17 protein-coding genes are annotated in these 20,414 nt (G+C 46.0%); 8 read left to right on the top strand and 9 right to left on the bottom strand.

Going from position 1 to position 20,414, the window contains the following annotated elements:
• The 4 genes from L5L91_RS02945 to nadK all read right to left on the bottom strand — a co-directional run bounded on the left by L5L91_RS02945 (position 1) and on the right by nadK (position 7,476).
• A complete protein-coding gene (locus L5L91_RS02945; protein ID WP_006085148.1) occupies positions 1–744 on the bottom strand; it encodes a (Fe-S)-binding protein in 744 nt (247 codons plus the stop codon).
• Between the two features lie 311 nt (positions 745–1,055).
• Positions 1,056–3,860, bottom strand: a complete 2,805-nt coding sequence (locus L5L91_RS02940) for an FAD-binding and (Fe-S)-binding domain-containing protein (RefSeq protein WP_219250131.1) — start codon at positions 3,858–3,860, stop codon at positions 1,056–1,058.
• A gap of 77 nt (positions 3,861–3,937) precedes the next feature.
• Positions 3,938–5,581, bottom strand: a complete 1,644-nt coding sequence (locus L5L91_RS02935; protein WP_049821741.1) for an L-lactate permease — start codon at positions 5,579–5,581, stop codon at positions 3,938–3,940.
• A gap of 1,016 nt (positions 5,582–6,597) precedes the next feature.
• Positions 6,598–7,476 (bottom strand): NAD(+) kinase, encoded by an 879-nt coding sequence (nadK, locus tag L5L91_RS02930; protein ID WP_081729057.1) that lies wholly within the window; start codon positions 7,474–7,476, stop codon positions 6,598–6,600.
• Between the two features lie 100 nt (positions 7,477–7,576).
• On the opposite strand from nadK, the gene grpE reads away from it, so the two are divergent.
• Positions 7,577–8,197, top strand: coding sequence for a nucleotide exchange factor GrpE (gene grpE / locus L5L91_RS02925; protein WP_113941025.1), 621 nt, complete (start codon positions 7,577–7,579; stop codon positions 8,195–8,197).
• Positions 8,198–8,324: 127 nt separating this feature from the next.
• Here grpE and dxs read toward each other — a convergent pair whose 3' ends face one another.
• Genes dxs through xseB form a run of 3 tightly spaced genes read right to left on the bottom strand, consistent with a single transcriptional unit; the run spans position 8,325 to position 11,338 of the window.
• Positions 8,325–10,193, bottom strand: coding sequence for a 1-deoxy-D-xylulose-5-phosphate synthase (gene dxs, locus L5L91_RS02920; protein WP_105249771.1), 1,869 nt, complete (start codon positions 10,191–10,193; stop codon positions 8,325–8,327).
• 21 nt (positions 10,194–10,214) lie between these two features.
• Positions 10,215–11,096, bottom strand: a complete 882-nt coding sequence (ispA, locus tag L5L91_RS02915; RefSeq protein ID WP_113941026.1) for a (2E,6E)-farnesyl diphosphate synthase — start codon at positions 11,094–11,096, stop codon at positions 10,215–10,217.
• 2 nt (positions 11,097–11,098) lie between these two features.
• Complete coding sequence (gene xseB, locus L5L91_RS02910) at positions 11,099–11,338, bottom strand: exodeoxyribonuclease VII small subunit (RefSeq protein WP_006080884.1); 240 nt, start codon at positions 11,336–11,338, stop codon at positions 11,099–11,101.
• A 314-nt stretch (positions 11,339–11,652) separates the two neighbouring features.
• Here xseB and pomA point away from each other — a divergent pair, with 314 nt between their 5' ends.
• From pomA to thiI, 3 genes are all read left to right on the top strand, one after another.
• Positions 11,653–12,420 (top strand): flagellar motor protein PomA, encoded by a 768-nt coding sequence (gene pomA / locus L5L91_RS02905; protein WP_173497062.1) that lies wholly within the window; start codon positions 11,653–11,655, stop codon positions 12,418–12,420.
• Positions 12,421–12,423: 3 nt separating this feature from the next.
• Positions 12,424–13,350: a flagellar motor protein MotB gene (locus tag L5L91_RS02900; RefSeq protein ID WP_113941028.1), complete on the top strand. Its 927-nt coding sequence runs from the start codon at positions 12,424–12,426 to the stop codon at positions 13,348–13,350.
• A gap of 450 nt (positions 13,351–13,800) precedes the next feature.
• Positions 13,801–15,255: a tRNA uracil 4-sulfurtransferase ThiI gene (gene thiI / locus L5L91_RS02895; protein WP_028760687.1), complete on the top strand. Its 1,455-nt coding sequence runs from the start codon at positions 13,801–13,803 to the stop codon at positions 15,253–15,255.
• Between the two features lie 135 nt (positions 15,256–15,390).
• Here thiI and L5L91_RS02890 read toward each other — a convergent pair whose 3' ends face one another.
• Positions 15,391–15,627: a hypothetical protein gene (locus L5L91_RS02890; RefSeq protein WP_028760686.1), complete on the bottom strand. Its 237-nt coding sequence runs from the start codon at positions 15,625–15,627 to the stop codon at positions 15,391–15,393.
• Between the two features lie 227 nt (positions 15,628–15,854).
• On the opposite strand from L5L91_RS02890, the gene L5L91_RS02885 reads away from it, so the two are divergent.
• From L5L91_RS02885 to rlmM, 4 genes are all read left to right on the top strand, one after another.
• Positions 15,855–16,766, top strand: a complete 912-nt coding sequence (locus L5L91_RS02885; protein WP_105249769.1) for a transcriptional regulator GcvA — start codon at positions 15,855–15,857, stop codon at positions 16,764–16,766.
• On the top strand, positions 16,747–17,421 hold the full coding sequence (locus L5L91_RS02880) for an alpha/beta family hydrolase (protein WP_212600334.1): 675 nt from the start codon (positions 16,747–16,749) through the stop codon (positions 17,419–17,421). Before L5L91_RS02885 ends, L5L91_RS02880 begins: the two co-directional genes overlap by 20 nt.
• A gap of 28 nt (positions 17,422–17,449) precedes the next feature.
• Positions 17,450–17,842, top strand: coding sequence for a DUF423 domain-containing protein (locus tag L5L91_RS02875; protein WP_011918954.1), 393 nt, complete (start codon positions 17,450–17,452; stop codon positions 17,840–17,842).
• A 177-nt stretch (positions 17,843–18,019) separates the two neighbouring features.
• A complete protein-coding gene (rlmM, locus tag L5L91_RS02870) occupies positions 18,020–19,105 on the top strand; it encodes a 23S rRNA (cytidine(2498)-2'-O)-methyltransferase RlmM (RefSeq protein WP_011846285.1) in 1,086 nt (361 codons plus the stop codon).
• A gap of 220 nt (positions 19,106–19,325) precedes the next feature.
• Here rlmM and L5L91_RS02865 read toward each other — a convergent pair whose 3' ends face one another.
• Positions 19,326–20,333, bottom strand: coding sequence for an isocitrate dehydrogenase (locus tag L5L91_RS02865; RefSeq protein ID WP_113941031.1), 1,008 nt, complete (start codon positions 20,331–20,333; stop codon positions 19,326–19,328).
• Positions 20,334–20,414 lie beyond the last annotated feature (81 nt).

Raw genomic sequence — 20,414 nt, 5'->3', positions numbered from 1 at the left:
CTAGAGCGCGGCGTTTAGCACTTGCGCTATGTGGCGAATTTCAATCGGCAATTGCTGTCTGCGGATCATGCCATCGAGGTGCAACAGGCATGAAGGATCAAAACCCACCACATACTCAGCACCCGTTGCGGCGTGGGCTTGGGCCTTGTCTTTGCCCATTTTGGCTGACACTGCGCCTTCATCGACGGCGAAGGTGCCACCAAAGCCGCAGCATTCGTCACGGCGGTCTGGATACACTATGTCTATGCCGGCAATATTGGCCAATACAGCTTCGACTTTGTTGAATCTTGGCCCCATTTGCTCACTTGGGGTGGCAAGGCTTAACATGCGAATGCCATGGCAACTCAGTTGCAAGCTTACCTTGTGCGCGAAGGGCTTGGTAAAGGCTGGGATCGGCGCGATATCGTGTAAAAACTCTGTGAGTTCATAGAGTTTGTTGATCACAGCTTGTGCTTCTGGGCTGCTATCAAACTCGTGGAAGTTTTCTTTGGCGGCCACTAAACAAGAGGCGGCAGGGCAAACAATAGCGTCGCATTCCACTCCTTTAAAGGCGTTGAGCAATTTAAGGGTGGTACTGCGTGCTGCATCGAAGCAACCCGAGTTTGTCATCGGCTGGCCACAGCATGTTTGACCCGCGGGTAGAATCACTTGGTGCCCGAGTTTCTCTAATAATTCCAAGGTGGCGATCGCGACCTCTGGCATCATTTGATTGACTAGACACGGGATGAAAAGGGCGATTTTCATTGTGTTTTCTCTTTCTTGTTAGTGAACGACATTGCCTTGCTGTGCGACCCCAAAGTCCACACAAATGCTAAGGTAGTTGATCAAATATAGGCCTATCTTAGCGGAATAAGTAGCCCTAATTTAGTAAATGAGCTTGTAGATTTTTTCAAAAATGAGAATATTTTAACTTGATGATTACATTGATTTTAAAATGTATTTATTCAGGTTTGAAATTCTCAAAAAATACTTAATGACAAATAAATGAGAATAGTTCGCTTATATAAACAAACGGGGCTAAAAATAGCCCCGTTGTTTACTACTGTCATACCAGATTAGCGGCTGCACTCTTCGAGCAGATAAGCTAAGTGGCGGTAGGAAATGCCGCTGTGTTGGGTCAAACCGACCTCGCACATACGGTTGGCGTAATAGCCTTCCTTAATCTCGACAGGAATGAGCTTTTTGATATTACGCAGTGCGCTGGCGTTGATTTCAGGCTTATACAAGCCTTTTTCACCCGCGTAACCGCAGCAGTCAATTCCCGCAGGTTTTAACACTTGCGCAGAGCAGGCATCAGCGATTGCTTGCATCTTAGGTTCAAGTTTCATCTTGCGTGCGCTACAACCTAAGTGCAGTGCCACATTGACTTTTTTGCTGATGTTGAGCTTAGTCAGTAGCTTGTCGTGCATAAACTCAACTAAGTCGATAATTTGTACTTTTGGATTACCTGACAAAGTGCGGTAGGTGCAAGACAAGGCATCGACGATCACTGGCAGCTTGCCACCATTAGTCATCTTGCTCACGGCATCGATAAGTTCTTGGCGTTTGGCATCGGCGTTTTTAAAGTCGCCCTTAGATTCCCACATCTGGCCGCAACATAAATCGCGGGTTTTTTCTGGCGTGATGACGTTATAGCCAGCACGTTCCAGCAGCGTGACAACCACCTCTGGCAAAGTGCGGTTATCGGGATCTTTTGGCGTCGGACCAAAGGTTCTGCCGCCACAGGCTGGGAAGTAAATCACTGTTTCTTGGCCAACTTTAGCGGGGGATGGTTTTGGCAATTTGCCGCCTTTCGGGAAATCTGGGTTCCAATAAGGCACTTCTTTTGAAATCAAACGGCCGGTTTTCATTAGGGCACTGGTAATGTTGTCGCCAGTGATCTTGTGGATCACGCCAAGCATGTCAAAACCTGAACTGATAACCTGGTTAACTGCGCCAAAGTGTTTGGCTTGGAAATCTAAGACTTTTTGTTCAGTAGTGCTGATGTACGGCGTGCGCAGTTTACGCACCAGTTGGCCCATGCTGTTATCCACTGGGCAAGCAATAGTACAAAGCTGGCAGGCGGCACAGGTATCAACTACATCGTATTTAGCGGCGGCGCGCATTTCTGCTGCGGCGGCTTTATCACCGGATTGTTCTAAACGTTCGATTTCACGCAGAGTCGCAATACGTTGACGAGGTGAGAAGTTGAGTGCCGATGTTGGGCAGGTTTTTTCACAGAAACCACATTCGATACACTTATCAACAAAATCATCGACCACAGGGCAGGGCTTGATGTTTTTAACGTGGACATTGCTATCGTCGTTAAGAATAACGCCTGGGTTTAGAATACCCTGTGGATCAAATACTTGTTTGATGCTCTTCATCAAAGTGTAAGCATCTTGTCCCCATTCTTTTTCGACGAACGGCGCGACAGCACGGCCAGTACCATGCTCGGCTTTCATTGAACCGTCGTACTTGTTAATCACCATGTCGGCAATATCATCCATAAAGGCATGGAAACGATCGATATCAGCTTGAGTCGAGAAGGTGGGGGTAATGATAAAGTGGAAGTTCCCCGCAAGAGCATGGCCATAAATACAGCCTTCAGGGTAACCATGTTTATGGAAAAGCTCAGTGATATCGTGCGCCGCAGCAGCAAGATGCTCTAGTTCAAAGGCCACGTCTTCGATGATAACTGAGGTTCCCTTTGGACGCTCACCACCTACAATCGGGAACAAGCCTTTGCGCATTGCCCAGTATTTGTCATAAACCGCTGGATTAGTACTAAATTCCATTGGGCGGATAAAGTCAAAACCGGCGAGTTTCGCGGTGACATCTTGAGTATAATTTTCTAAGGTTTTGTCGTCATCAGCACGGGATTCTATCAGTAGAATAGCGGATAGGGCCGGTAATTCTGATAACCAATCTGGCATACCAGGCTTGCCCGTTACTGCTTTGATTGATGGCCAATCAAGGAGTTCAGCAGCAGAAACGCTTTCACCGTTTATCAGTGGTATGGCTCGTGCGGCATCTTCCATATTATGGAATACGGCCATAGCTGAGGCTTTAAATTTAGCTTCGTTCACTGTGTGATAAGTGACTTCATTAATAAAAGCTAAGGTGCCTTCCATCCCCACCATTAAGTGGTTGATGATGTCAAATGGGTCGGTAAAATCGAGTAACGAATTGATGCCGTAGCCGGTGGTATTTTTAATGGAATACTTTTTACGAATTCTGTCCGCTAACACTGTGTTATGACGAGTCATGTGCGACAGTTCTGTCAGCGCATCCAGTATTTTTCCATGGGATTTAACAAAGGCAGCTTTTGATTTTTCACAGCCTGTATCGAGTTCAGTACCATCTGCAAAAAGAAGTTTCGCGGAAGCGATAGTTTGGTAACTGTTTTGCGCAGTACCACAGCACATTCCCGAAGCATTGTTTGCCACAATACCACCAATTTTGGCAGAGCCTATGGTGGCGGGATCGGGACCAATTTTGCGGTTAAGCGGCGCGAGTACGGCGTTAGCGTCGGAACCAATGACAGCAGCACCTAAGGTGATCTGTTTGGCATCGCTACTGACTTCAATCTTTCTAAAACCATCATGGCCAAGGATCAACAAAATACCTTCACCGATAGCTTGGCCAGATAAACTGGTTCCAGCGGCCCTAAACGTGACGGGTGCATCATGCTTACGGGCAACGGCTAATGTGAGCTTTACCTGTTCTAGGGTTTCTGCATGGACAACCACTTCTGGGACTATCCTGAAGTAGCTTGCATCGGTGGACCAGGCAAAACGGCGAACGGGATCATCCGTCACGGGATGATCACCTAATTGCGTTCTTAGATCATCGATGACCAGTTTATAGTTAATCGACATAGCATCACTCTCTTTATTAATAGATTAAAGCCGAAGTCACTGGGAGTGACTTCGGGCATTCAATAAAATAAAACGGCTTAGAATCCACCCCACAGGGTAGCTATTGTGCCCGCCAGTAAGGCATAACCAATGGCAACAGGCATTGTTTTACGGATAATTTCTGATTCTCTACCTGCCATACCCACTACCGTTGCAGCGGCAACCACGTTCATTACGCACATCATGTTACCGGCGTTTGCACCGATACCTTGTAGTGCCAATACCAGTGTGTGGTTCATGCCAATATTGTCGGCAACGCTGTATTGTAGGCTGGAGAACATCATGTTTGAGAACGTGGCGGAACCCGATAAGAAGGCACCAAAAATCCCCACGATAGGCGCCATCCAAGCCCACACTGCGCCCATGGAACCTGCCAACATATCCGCTAAAGCGACAGGCATTGAGGCAAGACCTGCACCATTCGCGCCTGAGTTTAAGAAGATTTTTACCATAGGCACTGATGCGCCTAATGAAATAATGGTTGGCAACATGGACTTACATGAAACACCGACCGTTTGCTGAATCGCAGGGCTTTTCATTTTGAACAGGAAGAAACCTAGAATACACACGGCAACAAAGAAGGCGCCAGGGGCATATAGGGTGGCGAAGCTGGCTTTTAGCTCAGTGCCCATTAGGCCTGTCCAGCTGATGTTAAAGCTTGATAACCATGCTTTTAACGGTGCCACTGTACGCGACAGTACCAAAAGCGCAGCCATGATGATGTAAGGTGTCCAAGCGGCAATTTGGGAAAACTTAGCCGTTGTTTCGACTTTTCCGCTTTCTTGACTGTCATTCTCTGCGAAATCATTCCATGGCGTTTTAGGCAGTAAGTAGCCTTTACGCGCAACCGGGATCACTAAGGCCATACCGATCAATGAACCGATAACCGAAGGGAATTCTGGGCCTGCAAGGTAGTTGATGATCCATGCGGGGACGGTAAAGGCAAGACCTGAGAAAATCGCAAATTTCCAAATTGCTAAGCCTTCCTTAAAGGATTTATTGCGACCAAAGAATCCTGTTAGCATGGTCACCATTACGAGAGGAATTAATGAACCTGTGATTAAGTCGATAGTGATCATATGCATGACGATATATCGCGCATAACCAGCATAGTTACCGCCATGGGCAGCAAATTGCTCCGCCGCCATGCTCACGCCACCTTGGATCAGACCCTGTTCCATCCCAAAAAGTACGGGTAGACCAATCGCACCGAAGGATACACAGGCCGAGTCAGCAATCAAAGCCACGACAGCTGCGGCAACGGGTGGTACACCAAGCAATACCAGTAGTGGTGCGCCAATGGCTGCGGGAGTACCAAAACCAGCACTACCTTCAATAAAGGCACCGAATAACCAACAGATGATGATGACTTGTACACGGGCATCGGCACTGATGTTAGTAAACCCAGCACGGATAGTGTCCATGGCACCTGAGTATTTCAGGGTATTGAGTAGGAATACGGCACCAAAAATGATGGTTAACGGTGTGATGGCTGAGAGCAGTCCTTCGAGGACCGATGCCGCCAGTAATGTGGTATCCATTTGCCAAATAAACACGGCGGCGAGCGCTGTGATTATCATGGAGATAGGCATAGCCTTAGATGCAGGCATTCTGAGTAACACTAGAAATAGCATTACACTGAGCACTGGCGTCAAGCTAGCGAGGAGTTGAAGTATTGTCATGCTTGCCTCTTCATAAAGTGGTCTGTCTTATTATTGATATTAGGATTTTTCATCTGCCTTCATGTCGACTTCCCAGACCAATAAATCAGCAGTTAATACTGCAAGTACTTACGGTCTCGACATTCTGTGTTGTGTACTAGACGCTATTGTGAGCTTGACTAATATGATCTAGATCATCTTGGCTGTTATATGAAATGCTAATTTACAGTGCTGCGGGGTGCTTCTCTCGGGGGATTTTCTTATATGTGACAATGATCACTTAGACTGTTGGGTGTATATCTACTTTGGTTATATTAAATTAAATTTGTTGTTTTTCTGGTTATTAAAAGTAGAGCTATCACTCATATTCATCGTCATTATTGCAATTAACTGATCCATTTATTTCATTAATAGTCTGTTATTGGTTTTTTCAGTCATTTTTAAGGTGTGATTAAGGTCGCATAGATTGTTGTGGCTAGATTAACTCATTTACTTCTATTTTCATCAAGCTATTGTAATGTTTGCCTAATATGTCCATTTTGGAATGGTTTTTTATAGTGATCTAGAGCACGTTTTAAAATGGTGGGATTTTATTGTGATGGATATCACTTAATGAATTTTACTTTAATATGAAATTTAATAACCATTGTTTAATTTAGTTTCAGTTTATTTGAGCGAACAGCCAGCCCAAATATTCAAGTATATTGAGCGAATAACAGAAAAGTTGAAATAAAAAGTGACCGCTTCTAATGGGTTAAGAGGGGAAATTGAGAGAACAGGGTGAAATTGAAGCAGAAATTTTAAGTAACAAAACTAAAAAATACTGTTTGAACTTTTATCAGACTGGTTAGTGTCATTAATGCTCAAACGCCATTAATGCGAATATTAGTTGTTTGTGAGAAGTGCTAAAAAGTTCACCAAAGACTGTGCAGGGGAAAAGATAAGGCTTTAATCGCAACCTTCTAGGTTAAATTTACAAAATAAAAAAGAGACGTGATATGTCTCTTTTATTGGTGATTTAGCCAACAGATACAGACTTAAAACAACTTGCTGCCCCAGCCTAATTTGGTCCGCAGCACGTGGAAATAGTTGTGTCCTTTAGGATGAATAAGCCGTAAACGTTCAGAGCTGCGGCGCACTATGATTTCATCGCCGGGTAACACGGCTAAATGCACGTGGCCATCACAGCTGACTTCGAGGTTTTCGCCATTTTCAGGTGACACAACCATTTTTATGGTGCTGCACGCATCGACAACAATCGGGCGACACGACAGAGTGTGCGGGAACATAGGTACTAAGATTAGGGCCTGTAAATTAGGCGTCAGAATAGCGCCGCCAGCGGAGAGGGCGTAGGCCGTTGAACCGGTAGGCGTTGACACTATCATGCCGTCGGCACGTTGGCTGTACATGAACTGATCGTCAATATAGACCTCAAACTCAATCATGTGGGCAATTTTACCCGGATGGAGTACGGCTTCGTTGACGGCGGTGTTGCTCGCCTTGAGCATACCGTGGCGATAGACTTCGGCTTCGAGTAAGAATCTATGCTCGGTATCGAACTCTCCATCGAGTACCTTGGCGAGCGCCTCTTCGAAGGCATCGGGCGGCAGATCGGTTAAAAAGCCTAAATTGCCGCGGTTAACCCCAATCACGCCTAAATCGAAGCGGGCTAATACCCTTGCCGCGCCGAGCATGTTACCGTCACCACCGACGACTATGGCTAAGTCGCAACGCGCGCCAATTTCTAGTAAATCGACCGCTATGATATTGGGTCCTAATTCGGTAGCAACACGCTCTTCCACTAAGACTTCAAAGCCCTGCATTGTCAGCCAATAATGTAGACGCTTTAAGGTTTGGTTGGTCCCTTGGTGGTGAGGTTTGCCGATAAGGCCGATAGTATGAAACTTTGTGGTCATATTTATGCTAGATCTGGCCTTAGGCCTTGAAACGTCAAAATTGATCCCCATAATATGCCCAGAGTATTTCAGAAACAAAGCATTTTTAGCTGGAGTGAAAATGAGCAACGAATCGATTAAAGCAGAACAGGATCTGATCCAAGAGGGTGTAGAGTCTGAAGTATCTACCGCAGAAGCAAGTCTGATCGATGAGCTTACCCAGGCCAATTTCCGTATTGAAGAGCTGGAACAGTTACTCGCTGAAGCTTTGGCGAAAGTTGAAGAGCAGAAGGATTCAGTCATCCGCGCCGCAGCCGAGGTCGATAACATTCGTCGTCGTGCGGCAATGGATGTGGAAAAGGCGAACAAGTTTGCCTTGGAAAAGTTCGCCAATGAACTTTTGCCTGTGCTTGATAACATGGAGCGCGCGCTAATGGGGACAAACCCAGAAGATGAAGCGACTAAAGCGATTTATCAAGGTGTTGAGTTAACTCAAAAAAGCTTACTCACTGCGGTGGCTAAATTTGGTGTTAAGCAAATTGATCCACAAGGTCAGTCATTTAACCCTGATCAACATCAAGCGATTGGCATGCAGCCAAGCGCCGAGTTCCCTGCGAACACTGTGATGTTGGTGATGCAAAAGGGTTATGAGCTGAACAGTCGCTTGCTGCGCCCTGCGATGGTGATGGTGTCACAGGGTGGCCCAAACCAAGAAACTGCGACGATAGATATCGAAGCTTAAGCTTTATTGGATCAGCCGCTGTTATAACAGACAGCAACAAAAAAGGACTGCAATTGCAGTCCTTTTTTTATGGGCGGAATTTTTTATTGATAACATTTAGCGTCTTAACGAGATAAGCAAGTTCAGCCTATTGCGCTAGATAAGCATTGATTTGCGCCAGTATGCCTTCGGCATCCAGTTGCAAATCGTGGATGACTTCCTCTGGCGAGCCATGTTTAATGAACTCGTCTGGCAAACCAATTTGGAGTACGGCTTTAGGCATTTTTAGCTTTTGAAGCTGTTCAAGCACTCCGGCACCCGCACCGCCTATAATGGCATTTTCCTCCACAGTGACTAACACTTCATGGGTTAGTGCCATTTCTTTTACCAGATCAACATCAAGTGGTTTCACAAAGCGCATATCGACAACCGTCGCATCTAAGCTTTCGGCAGCGGTTAATGCCGATGCGAGCAAGGTACCAAAGTTAAGTATGGCAATACGCTTACCGATGCGCTTAATGACACCTTTACCAATTGGCAACGCAGTCATGGACTCGACTTGCATCGCTCCCGTGGCACTACCCCTTGGGTAACGCACCGCACTTGGGCCCGCATCATAGCAATAGCCAGTGTAGAGCATTTGACGACATTCGTTTTCATCGGACGGCGCCATGATCACCATATTAGGGATACAACGCATAAAACTTAAATCGAATGCACCTTGGTGGGTGGGACCATCGGCACCGACGATACCGCCACGGTCAATGGCAAATAACACGGGCAATTGTTGTAGTGCGACATCGTGAATAAGCTGATCATAGGCGCGTTGCAGGAAAGTCGAGTAAATCGCGACTACAGGCTTGAAACCTTCGCAGGCAAAACCCGCCGCTAAGGTGACTGCATGCTGCTCGGCAATCGCTGCATCGAAATATTGTTTCGGGAAGCGCTGGGAAAACTCCACCATGCCAGAACCCTCACGCATCGCAGGAGTAATCGCTAACACTTTCTCATCTTGTTCGGCAATGTCGCACAACCATTTACCGAAGACTTGAGAAAAGGTCGGTAAACCGGGTTTGGTGGCCGGCTTTTTAAAGAGTGATGGGTCAAACTTAGGCACAGCATGCCAACCAATAGGATCTTTTTCAGCAGGTTCATAACCACGACCTTTTTTGGTCATGATGTGCAGCACCTGTGGACCTTTCAGATTACGCATATTGCGCATGGTCTCGACCAGAGCGTCTACATCGTGGCCGTCGATAGGACCTATGTAGTTGAAACCTAACTCTTCAAATAGAGTGCCAGGAACGACCATACCTTTGAGGTGTTCCTCAGTGCGCTTGGCCATTTCTTTGATGACTGGCATACCTTTCAACACTTTTTTGCCGCCTTCGCGCAGTGTGGTGTAGAAACGGCCTGACATCAGTTGTGCTAAATGATTGTTGAGGGCGCCGACATTTTCTGAAATCGACATTTCGTTGTCGTTCAGTACCACGAGCATGTCATTGTGCAAGTCGCCCGCGTGGTTCATGGCTTCAAACACCATGCCGCCGGTCATAGCGCCATCGCCGATGACAGCGACAACTTTACGACCTGCTTGTTCTTTTTCTGCAGCTATCGCCATCGCCAGTGCGGCGCTAATCGACGTGCCTGAATGGCCAACGCTGAAAGTGTCGTATTCACTTTCTTCACGCCATGGGAAAGGATGTAAGCCATCTTTTTGCCGAATGGTGTGCATTTTGTCACGTCGACCCGTGAGAATTTTATGGGGGTAGGCTTGATGGCCTACGTCCCAGATCAGTCGATCAAAGGGGGTATTGTAGACATAGTGCAGTGCCACAGTGAGTTCTACTGTGCCGAGCCCAGAGGCAAAATGTCCGCTGGACATGCCAACAGACTTAAGAAGGAACTCGCGCAGTTCATCGGCTACTTGTGGTAAAAGTGCCTGAGGAAGCTGGCGGAGCTCATTGGGGGTGTTGGCCTGCGCCAACACGGGAAACTGAGAAATGTCCAAACTCATAGCGAGATACTTCGACTCTTATTATATTCTTCGCTCAATGATATAGCGGGCGAAGTCTGCAATTAACTGGCTATTGTATGGCAATTTAGCCAGCGCTGATAGTGCCTCTTGGATCAGTTGTTTGGCGGTGTCTTGTGCACCTTGTAGTCCAAGTAGTTGTGGAAACGTACTCTTATTCGATTCAGTATCAGAGCCTTGCGGTTTACCTAGCTCTTCGGTGGTGGCTACGATGTCAAGGATATCGTCTTGTACTTGGAAGGCGAGTCCGACCGCACGAGCAAAATCCATCATAGCAGCATACTGATCTTTTGGCGCGTTTGCGGCGATCAAAGCTAACTCAACGGCGCAGCTGATAAGGGCGCCAGTTTTCATATTATGTAGCTGAGTTAACGCTTTAAGATCAATATGTTTATCGGTCGAGGCTAAGTCTATCGCTTGGCCTCCACACATACCACGATAACCTGAGGCTTTGGCTAATACTCTTACCATAGCAATATGTTGTTCGCTGCTGATCCCTGCTACGGCTTCGGTGACAATTTCAAAGGCTAAGGTTTGCAGAGCATCCCCCGCTAAAATGGCCGTCGCTTCATCAAAGGCGATATGCACTGTCGGCTGGCCACGGCGCAGCTCGTCATCGTCCATGGCGGGTAAATCGTCGTGGATTAATGAATAAGCATGGATACATTCAATGGCTGCGGCGCAAGCATCTAACTTTTCGAGTTCGACCCCAAACATGCGTCCTACACTGTATACGAGGAACGGTCGAATGCGCTTCCCTCCCAATAAGGCACCGTAAGTCATAGCGGCTTTTAATTGGGGAGCGGTATCTTCAAGCGTACTAAAACGCTGTTTTAATTGATCATCAACTCGTTGTTGATATTCTTGAATGGTACTGACTAACACGCTTATTCGCCCTCAACGGCATAGGGGGATAGGGGCGCATTTTCGTCTTGTTTCAGTAAAATGGCCACTTTTTGTTGGGCTTGTTCGAGTTTTGCTTGGCTATTTCGAACGAGATTGATGCCACGTTCAAATTGTTTTAACGCGTCATCGAGGGAGATATCGCCTTGTTCTAGATCGGCAACGATGCGTTCAAGTTCGCCAAGGGATTCTTCAAAACTAAGATTTTCGGGTTTCTTCGCCACGTTCAGGTTTCCTTTGATTTAGCGGACACAAGGTATATCAGGGCGGCGTAAGGGTCAAATTCAGACTAAAGATATTTGCTCAATAGCACGCTTTGTTACTGAAATTTTTCCAGAAAATATAAATTGTCGCTAAACTTGCTTAGTGTGTGTCCGATAACTGACAATAGTATCATCATTTGTATGGTAATTTTTAACTGGATAAACAAGGCTCGTATGTGTGTCGGTGGGATTATCTTATTCGGTAGAATAACTGAGTGTTCTTGCTTACCCAGAGTAAGTATTATGTCGTTTATTACGAAAATTGAGGAGCCGTTGTGGATTTAGCAACAATAATCGGAATTGTGGGAGCCTTTGGTTTTATTCTCGGCGCTATGGTGACCAGTGGCGGCTTGATGATTTTCGTTGATGTGCCCTCGATCCTGATTGTGTTCGGTGGGTCCTTCTTCGTGGTAATGATGAAGTTCACTCTTAAACAGTTTTTAAGCGCCGTTAAAATTGCTTTGAAAGCTTTTGTATTTAAGATTGATAAACCAGAAGACTTGATTGAACAGTCAGTGACTATGGCAGATGCTGCCCGTAAAGGGGGGTTTTTGGCATTAGAAGAGGCGCAAATTAGCAATACTTTTATGCAAAAGGCTGTCGATATGTTAGTCGATGGTCATGATGGTGAAGTAGTGCGTGCAGCTCTAGAGAAGGACATCGCTCTAACGGAAGAACGTCATCGTACGGGGATTGGCATATTTAGAGCCTTTGGCGATGTTGGGCCAGCGATGGGGATGATAGGTACACTCGTTGGTCTCGTGGCCATGTTATCAAATATGGCGGATCCTAAATCTATTGGTCCTTCGATGGCGGTTGCGTTGTTAACCACATTATACGGCGCTATGGTTGCTAACATGGTTTGTCTTCCTATCGCGGATAAGCTAACGCTTAGGATGGGGGAGGAAATGCTTAACCGTAATCTTATTATGGATGCGGTATTGGCGATTCAAGATGGACAAAACCCGCGGGTGATTGAAGGCTTTTTGAAAAACTATCTTGCTGAAAAAAATCGTAAAATCGATACAACGGACGGAGAGTAGCCCATGGCTAAGTGCAATTGTCCACCGCCCGGAGCACCGCTCTGGTTGGCAACATTTGCCGACTTGATGTCGCTGTTGATGTGTTTCTTCGTATTGTTATTGTCATTTTCTGAAATGGACGTGATGAAGTTTAAGCAGATCGCGGGCTCAATGAAGTATGCCTTTGGTGTGCAAAATAAGGTGGAAGTTAAAGATATCCCGAAAGGGACTTCTGTCATTGCCTTAGAATTTAGACCAGGACGCCCCGATCCGACTCCGATTGAAATCATTAACCAGCAAACGAATGAAATGACTGAACCTGTATTGGATTTCCAAGCGGGTGAAGACGATAGTGCGGGCGGCGTGCAGCAGCAAAATGGTTCTCAGCGGGGTGGCGAAGCGAGTGCTACGGCGCAAGAAGTGGCCGATGCGGTTAAAGCGGAAGCGGCAGCGGCGCAAGAAAAGATCAATCAGCAAGTGAAGAAGATGGCGCAGGAGCTCAATAAAGAGATTACCGATGGAGCGATTGAAATTGAGTCATTAGGTCAGCAGATTATTATTCGTATACGTGAGAAGGGGTCATTTGCTTCTGGCTCAGGTTTCCTGCAGCCTCGATTTAAACCTGTGGTACGCTCAGTCGGCGAATTGTTAAAAGATGTGCCAGGTGTCATCACAGTGTCAGGTTACACGGATGATATGCAAATAAGCGATGAGCTCTATAGTTCTAATTGGGATTTATCCAGCAAACGTGCCGTGGCAGTGGCCCATGAGTTAGTACAGGTCAGCGGCTTTGATTCTAATCGAATGAAAGTGGTTGGTATGGCGTCTAACAATCCGATTGTGCCTAACGATTCTCCGGAAAATCGTGCCCGTAACCGCAGGGTTGAAATTGCTATTGAGCAAGGTAAAGCTAAGGAGTCTGAAGAAATTCAGATCGGTAATTCGCCTTAAGTGTTTAGATACTCTCCCAATTTAAAGCCGCAATAATCTTGCGGCTTTTTTATTGAGCTAATGTGGACTTTTCCCTTTTAGTTAACGTGTTATGCATCAAATCACTGTGGTTGATTTAAATCCATTTGGGCTTTACGTTAATCACATTGAGTGTGTAATCCCTAAGTTTCCTTGACCATCCCTCAACGACTTATTGTTAATAATTTATCTCAAATCACTTATTTTAAGCAGGGAAATTCACACCATTCGAATAGGCTTTAGTGACATTATTTCAGCCTAATTAGCTGCCGTGATTTAGTCATTAATACGCGATGAATACGCCACAAATTTGGCCTGTGTCGCTGTTGGCTATGTGCGCTGAAACTCGCCTTTTTAGGTTGCTTGGGTATATAATCCCCCGATTATTCTTTTAACCAATTTTGCTGTTTTAAAATTGCCCGCGGAAATCCCATGAAGTTTATTGTAAAGCTGTATCCAGAAATCATGATGAAGAGCAAGCCTGTACGCATGCGCTTCACCAAAATGCTCGAAACTAACATCCGTAATGTGCTTAAAAAAGTTGACGAAGATGCAAAAGTGCAGCGTCAATGGGACCGCATTATGGTGATGGTACCAAAGGATAAGCCTGAATTGGCCCAAGCTTTCGGTGAGCGTCTGGCGTGTATTCCTGGCATTGCACACGTAGTGCAAGTGGATGAGTACAGCTTTGAATCTGTTGATGATATTTATCAGCAAGTCTTGCCTGTTTACCGTGACCAACTCGCGGGTAAAACCTTCTGCGTGCGAGTAAAGCGTACTGGCGATCATGATTTTAATTCTATTGAAGTTGAACGTTATGTCGGTGGTGGCTTAAACCAGTTTACTGATGCGCTGGGCGTGCGTTTAAAGAATCCGGACATTACCGTTAATTTAGAGATTGAGCGCGATAATCTTTATATGGTGACTAAGCGTATTGAAGGTCTAGGCGGTTTTCCGATGGCAACACAGGAAGATGTATTGTCCTTGATTTCGGGTGGTTTTGACTCTGGCGTATCTAGCTATCAATTTATCAAAAAAGGCGCTCGTACCCATTACTGCTTCTTCAATCTGGGCGGCGCACAGCACGAAATTGGTGTAAAACAAGTGGCTTACCATTTGTGGAAAACCTACGGTGAATCCCACAAAGTGAAGTTTATCTCTGTGCCTTTTGAGCCTGTGGTTGCTGAGATTTTAGAGCGTATCGATAACGGTCAAATGGGCGTTGTATTGAAACGCATGATGATGCGTACCGCGGCGCGTATAGCCGAGCGTATGGGCATTCAAGCCTTAGTTACCGGTGAAAGTTTAGGCCAAGTGTCTAGCCAGACCCTGACCAACTTAAACGTCATCGACCGTTGTACTGAGTTATTGATTCTACGTCCCTTAATCGCCATGGATAAGCAAGACATTATCAACGAGAGCCGTAAAATCGGCACCGAAGATTTTGCTAAATCAATGCCTGAATATTGCGGCGTAATTTCGCAAAAGCCGACGGTAAAAGCGGTATTAGCTAAGGTTGAAGCGGAAGAGAAAAAGTTCTCTGAGGATTTGATTGATCAGATCATCGCCCAATCTGTCACTATCGATATCAGGGAGATCGCAGAACAAATGGATACTCGGATTACTGAGACAGAAACAGTTGCCAGTATCGATACCAACCAAGTGGTCATTGATATTCGTGCCCCTGAAGAAGAGGAAAGCAAACCGCTGCAAATTGAAGGTATTGAGATAAAGCGCATCCCATTCTTCAAGTTAGCGACTCAGTTTGCCGATCTCGATAAGCAAAAGACTTATTTGCTCTATTGTGAGCGTGGGGTGATGAGTAAATTGCAGGCATTGTATTTAATCGAGCAAGGTTACACGAACGTGAAAGTGTATCGTCCATAAGTCGGGCGAAAACCTGCCCATTGCCGTATATCGTCAGTGGGATTGATTTGCTATTCAAGTACAAAAAAGCCGCATATTAATGCGGCTTTTTCTTTGCTCTTACTGATCGTGACCTGAATTTCAATGTCGTTTAGGTTATTCGGCTTTAACGACTTGCTGATGAGATGCGACATCGTCAGTGGCAATCAACAGAGTGGCTTCTTGTAGCACTTCTTGGTGCATTTTATTCATTGCAGCGGTTAAATCTGCAGTGATATTGGCTTGCAAGTCGCTTGTGTCGATGACGATTTCGTCAACGAGTACATTTGCACTGGCATTAAAGCTGAGTGCTGAGACTAATATTAACGCAAATGCCGATTTTAAATTGAACATAGTCGCCTCCGGGCTGACAAATTAACGCTGTCAGACATTCCCATCATCAACTTTGAGATTGTCTAACTTAGGTATTTCATAGCTATGGATGTTTCATCGCTATTGGTGTTTCGTTGATAAGCTGTTTCATTGGCGCAAAATTTAACCAAAAATGCTGGCCTTTACAAACGATTAAATGTAACAATACGGATTAGAAAAACTAATTAAAAAACGAGACTGAGATCACTATGTCGAGACGATTACCACCGCTTAATGCGGTTAAAGCTTTTGAGGCAGCCGCGCGGCATTTGAGCTTTACGCGGGCAGCGGAAGAATTGTTTGTTACACAGGCTGCGGTGAGCCATCAAATAAAGGCATTAGAAGATTTCCTCGGATTAAAATTATTTCGTCGAAAGAACCGTTCTTTGCTATTAACCGAAGAAGGGCAAAGCTATTTTCTCGACATCAAAGATATCTTTATTCAGCTTGCCGATGCTACCGACAGATTACTCGCCCGCAGTGCGATTGGTTCGCTGACGGTCAGTATGTCACCCAGTTTTGCGATTCAATGGCTAGTGCCACGCTTGGCTAAATTCAGTGAGAAAAATCCCGATATCGATGTGCGAATTAAGGCCGTTGATACCGAAGCGAGTTCATTAACCGATGATGTGGATGTGGCTATTTATTATGGCTTAGGTAATTGGCCCGGGCTACGTGCAGATAAGCTCAGAAACGAAGTGCTTATTCCCGTATGTTCGCCCATGTTGCTCAACGGTCCTAAACCACTCTCAAAACCGAGCGATTTAAAGTATCACACGTTATTACATGATATGAATCGTCACGATTGGCAGGCGTGGTTTAGGCAATGTGGCATTACCGATATTAATGTGAATCAAGGACCTATTTTCAGTCATTCGTCTTTGGTATTGCAGGCGGCAGCCCACGGTCAAGGGGTTGCCCTGGGTTACAGCGTGCTGGCACGCCCCGATATTAAAGCTGGGCGGCTTGTGTGCCCATTCCAAGAAGTCTTGGTCAGTAAAGATGCTTATTACTTAGTTTGCCAACAAAACCATGCTGAGTTAGGTAAAGTGGTGGCGTTTCGTGAATGGATGTTAGACATGTTTGCCGAGGAGTCTCGCAGTGAGTTGTTGCCCGGATAAGCCGATTTATGTATTAGAAGGGGAGCCTGCGAGTACTTTGATTTTATTGGCCCACGGTGCGGGTGCTAACATGGATTCTGATTTTATGCAGGCCATGTCGGCGGGATTCGTTGCTCAGGGCTTCCGAGTGATGCGCTTTAATTTTCCTTATATGCAGGCGAATGCAGTCGATGGCAAACGGCGTCCACCGGACCGTGCGCCTAAATTGCTTGCGTGTTTTACACATATGCTCGATATCGCCCACTCACAACCACAAGTTGAACGTGTGGTGTTAATGGGGAAATCCATGGGCGGTCGTATGGCGGCCCTATTAGCCTGTGATCCTGCATTAGCGGCGCGCATCGATAGGGTGATTTGTTTAGGTTATCCTTTTGTGCCACTCAAAGGCGGCGAGCCTAGATTGGAACCTTTGAATGAATGCCAAGTCCCAGTATTAGTCGTACAGGGGGAGCGGGATAAGTTTGGTGGCAAAGCGCAGATCCCAAGCTGGCCCTTGAAAGCTGAGATAGGATTGGTTTGGATAACCGACGGCGATCATAGTTTTGTCCCAAGAAAGTCGTCAGGCACCAGTGAAGCCACTAACCTTGCACGTGCTATTGATTTATCAAGTGATTTTATTCGTGAGCTTGATGTTGAGCGAATAAATGTTGAATGAGTTAATCCCATTCCAGCAGGAGCGTTAAATGCGTAAAGGTTTATTGTTACTCGCCGCCGTGAGCGGATTCTTAGCCGTCGCTTTAGGGGCTTTTGGTGCCCATGGTTTAAAAGCGGTCGCGCCACCAAACTTAATTGAAGTCTTTAACTTAGGTGTGCAATATCATTTCTACCATACCTTTGCCCTCATCATGGTTGCATTCTCGGGCCAATGGTTAACCTCGCGTTTACTGGACTGGTCGGCATATCTCTTTGTCGCAGGCATAGTACTATTTTCGGGCTCACTATATGGACTGGCTTTGTTTGGGACTAAGTGGTTAGGTCCTATTACGCCTATGGGTGGTGGTTGTTTCTTACTCGGTTGGTTATTATTTGCCGCCGCGGTATGGCGTCACAAAGTTATCGACGGCCATGAGTCTTAATCATTGATGCTTATGTGAGTTAACAGGCTTAGGGTGCACCTAAGCCTTTTTTATTTCTCTAATCGCAATTCAAGGTTCAGCAGTAGGCAAATAGGGCATTTGTGGATTGAAATTGGTATACTGGCGCCCAAATCGATAGTCAGCCAATGCTTTGGCTTGGATTTCTCAGGGATCCCCATGAAAAACCTATTTTTATTTTGCCGCGCAGGCTTTGAAAAAGAATGCGCTGCAGAAATCCAACAGCGAGCCGGTGAGCTCAATGTGGGTGGCTTTGTTAAGGCCAACAATAACGACGCTTATGTTGTATACCAATGTTTTGAAGACGACGCTGCTGATACGTTAGTCAAACAATTACCTTTAGATTCGCTCATTTTCGCTCGCCAGATGTTTGCTGCTAGCGACTTGTTAGTCGACTTGCCTGAAAATGACAGAATAAGCCCAATCGTTGCGGCGCTCAGTGACGTCAGCAAAGCGGGTGAAGTGCGGGTTGAAACACCTGACACTAACGAAGCGAAAGAGCTCTCGGCTTTTTGCCGTAAGTTCACTGTGCCTTTACGCCAGCATTTGAAAAAATCGGGTAGCTTGCTCGCGCAGGAAAATCCCAAACGTCCGATTATCCACGTGTGTTTTATTGGCCCCGGCCGTGCCTATGTGGGTTATTCCTATAGCAATAACAGTTCGCCACATTTTATGGGCATTCCACGCCTTAAAATGGCGGCGGATGCACCGAGTCGTTCTAGTCTGAAACTCGACGAAGCCTTTGGCCAATTCGTGCCTAAGGAAGAGCAAGAAGAGCGTATTCGCAGTGGCATGAACTCAGTGGATTTGGGCGCTTGCCCTGGTGGCTGGACTTATCAACTGGTGCGTCGCGGCATGTTTGTGTCGGCAGTTGATAATGGCCCTATGGATGAAAAACTGATGGAAACGGGCCAAGTGAAACATTACCGTGAAGACGGTTTCCGTTTCGAACCGCAACGTAAAAATATCTATTGGCTGGTGTGCGACATGGTTGAGAAACCTGCGCGTGTTGCCGAACTGATTGAAGCTTGGGCGATTAACGGTTGGTTTAAGGAAGCGATTTTTAACCTTAAATTACCGATGAAGAGCCGCTATAAAGAAGTGACAGCCATTCTTGAGACCATGCAGACGATTCTTAAAGAGAATGGTGTGACGGATTTTAAAGTGCAGTGTAAGCATCTTTATCACGACCGTGATGAAGTGACAGTGCATTTATGGCTACGTCCTAATACCGCGTGGAATTAATTGCTGCGCTAACCCTGCGGTGATCTTGTTGTCGCTAGAATGGTAATAGTCATGCGGGTTTAAAGCCACGCAGGTTTAAAAGCTAGATAACAAAAAGCCCCAAAGGAAACTTTGGGGCTTTTTTGTGTTTACTCATTTGAGTTTCAAGCGCTTGCTTCTTTTAAGCTTTTGCTTGAACAAGCGCGTTATAGGCTCGTCTTAAACGCGCTTAGCATTGAGATCACAGACGCTCAAGCACCGCTTGCGTGAAGTCAGTCGTGCCGTGAGTGCCGCCTAAATCGCGAGTCGTACGGTCGCCTTCTTCGATCACTGCAGATACCGCTTTACGGATTTGCTCAGCTTTGTCAGCCATACCTAAGTATTCCAGCATTTGGATAGACGCTAAAATTACTGAGGTTGGGTTTGCGAGGTTTTTGCCAGCGATATCAGGCGCACTACCGTGAACGGCTTCGAAAATTGCAGCATCACGGCCAATGTTTGCGCCAGGTGCCATACCTAAACCACCTACTAAACCGGCACACAGATCCGATAAAATGTCACCGAACAGGTTAGTCGTCACGATCACATCGAAGTTTTCTGGGTTCATCACTAACTTCATGCACGTTGCATCGACGATCATTTCTTCTGTCTTGATGTCTGGGTAACGTAGGCTCACTTCGCGGGCCACTTTCAGGAACAGGCCTGACGTTGACTTCATGATGTTAGCTTTGTGCACGATAGTGACTTTCTTACGGTTTTCTTTGCGAGCTAGTTCGTAGGCGAAAGTGGCGATTTGCTCAGCACCTTGGCGAGTGACGATACTGGTCGCTTCTGCCGTTAAACCATCTTCAGACACTTTTTGACCATGGCCAGAATACATGCCTTCGGTGTTTTCACGTACTGTGATGATATCGATATTTTCGTAACGGGCTTGGGTACCTTTGAAAGACAGTACTGGGCGTACGTTAGCATACAGACCGAATTTCTTACGCAAGGTTACGTTGATAGAAGTAAAGCCTTCACCAACGGGAGTCGTCAGCGGCCCTTTCAGCGTGATACGGTTTTTTTCGATGAGTTCTAAAGTGCGTGCTGGCAGTAACTCGCCTTGCTTTTCAAGTGCAGTCAGGCCGGCATCGGCAAATTCATATTCAAAATCACAGCCCGCTTTATCAAGAATTTTTAAGGCTGAATCAATAATACTTGGGCCAATTCCATCACCTGGAATTACGGTTATCGTTCTTTTTGACATGGAGAAGTCCTTCCACGGTTCGTCGTTACTGCAATTGTCTGCCCCAGTGCTAACTGGATAGCAGGACTATGAATTTGGTAT

Source organism: Shewanella sp. SM55, from assembly GCF_025654025.1.
GTDB lineage: Bacteria > Pseudomonadota > Gammaproteobacteria > Enterobacterales > Shewanellaceae > Shewanella > Shewanella oncorhynchi.
The sequence above is the reverse complement of the archived record's forward strand: the minus strand, read 5'-3'. Positions and strand labels throughout refer to the sequence as shown.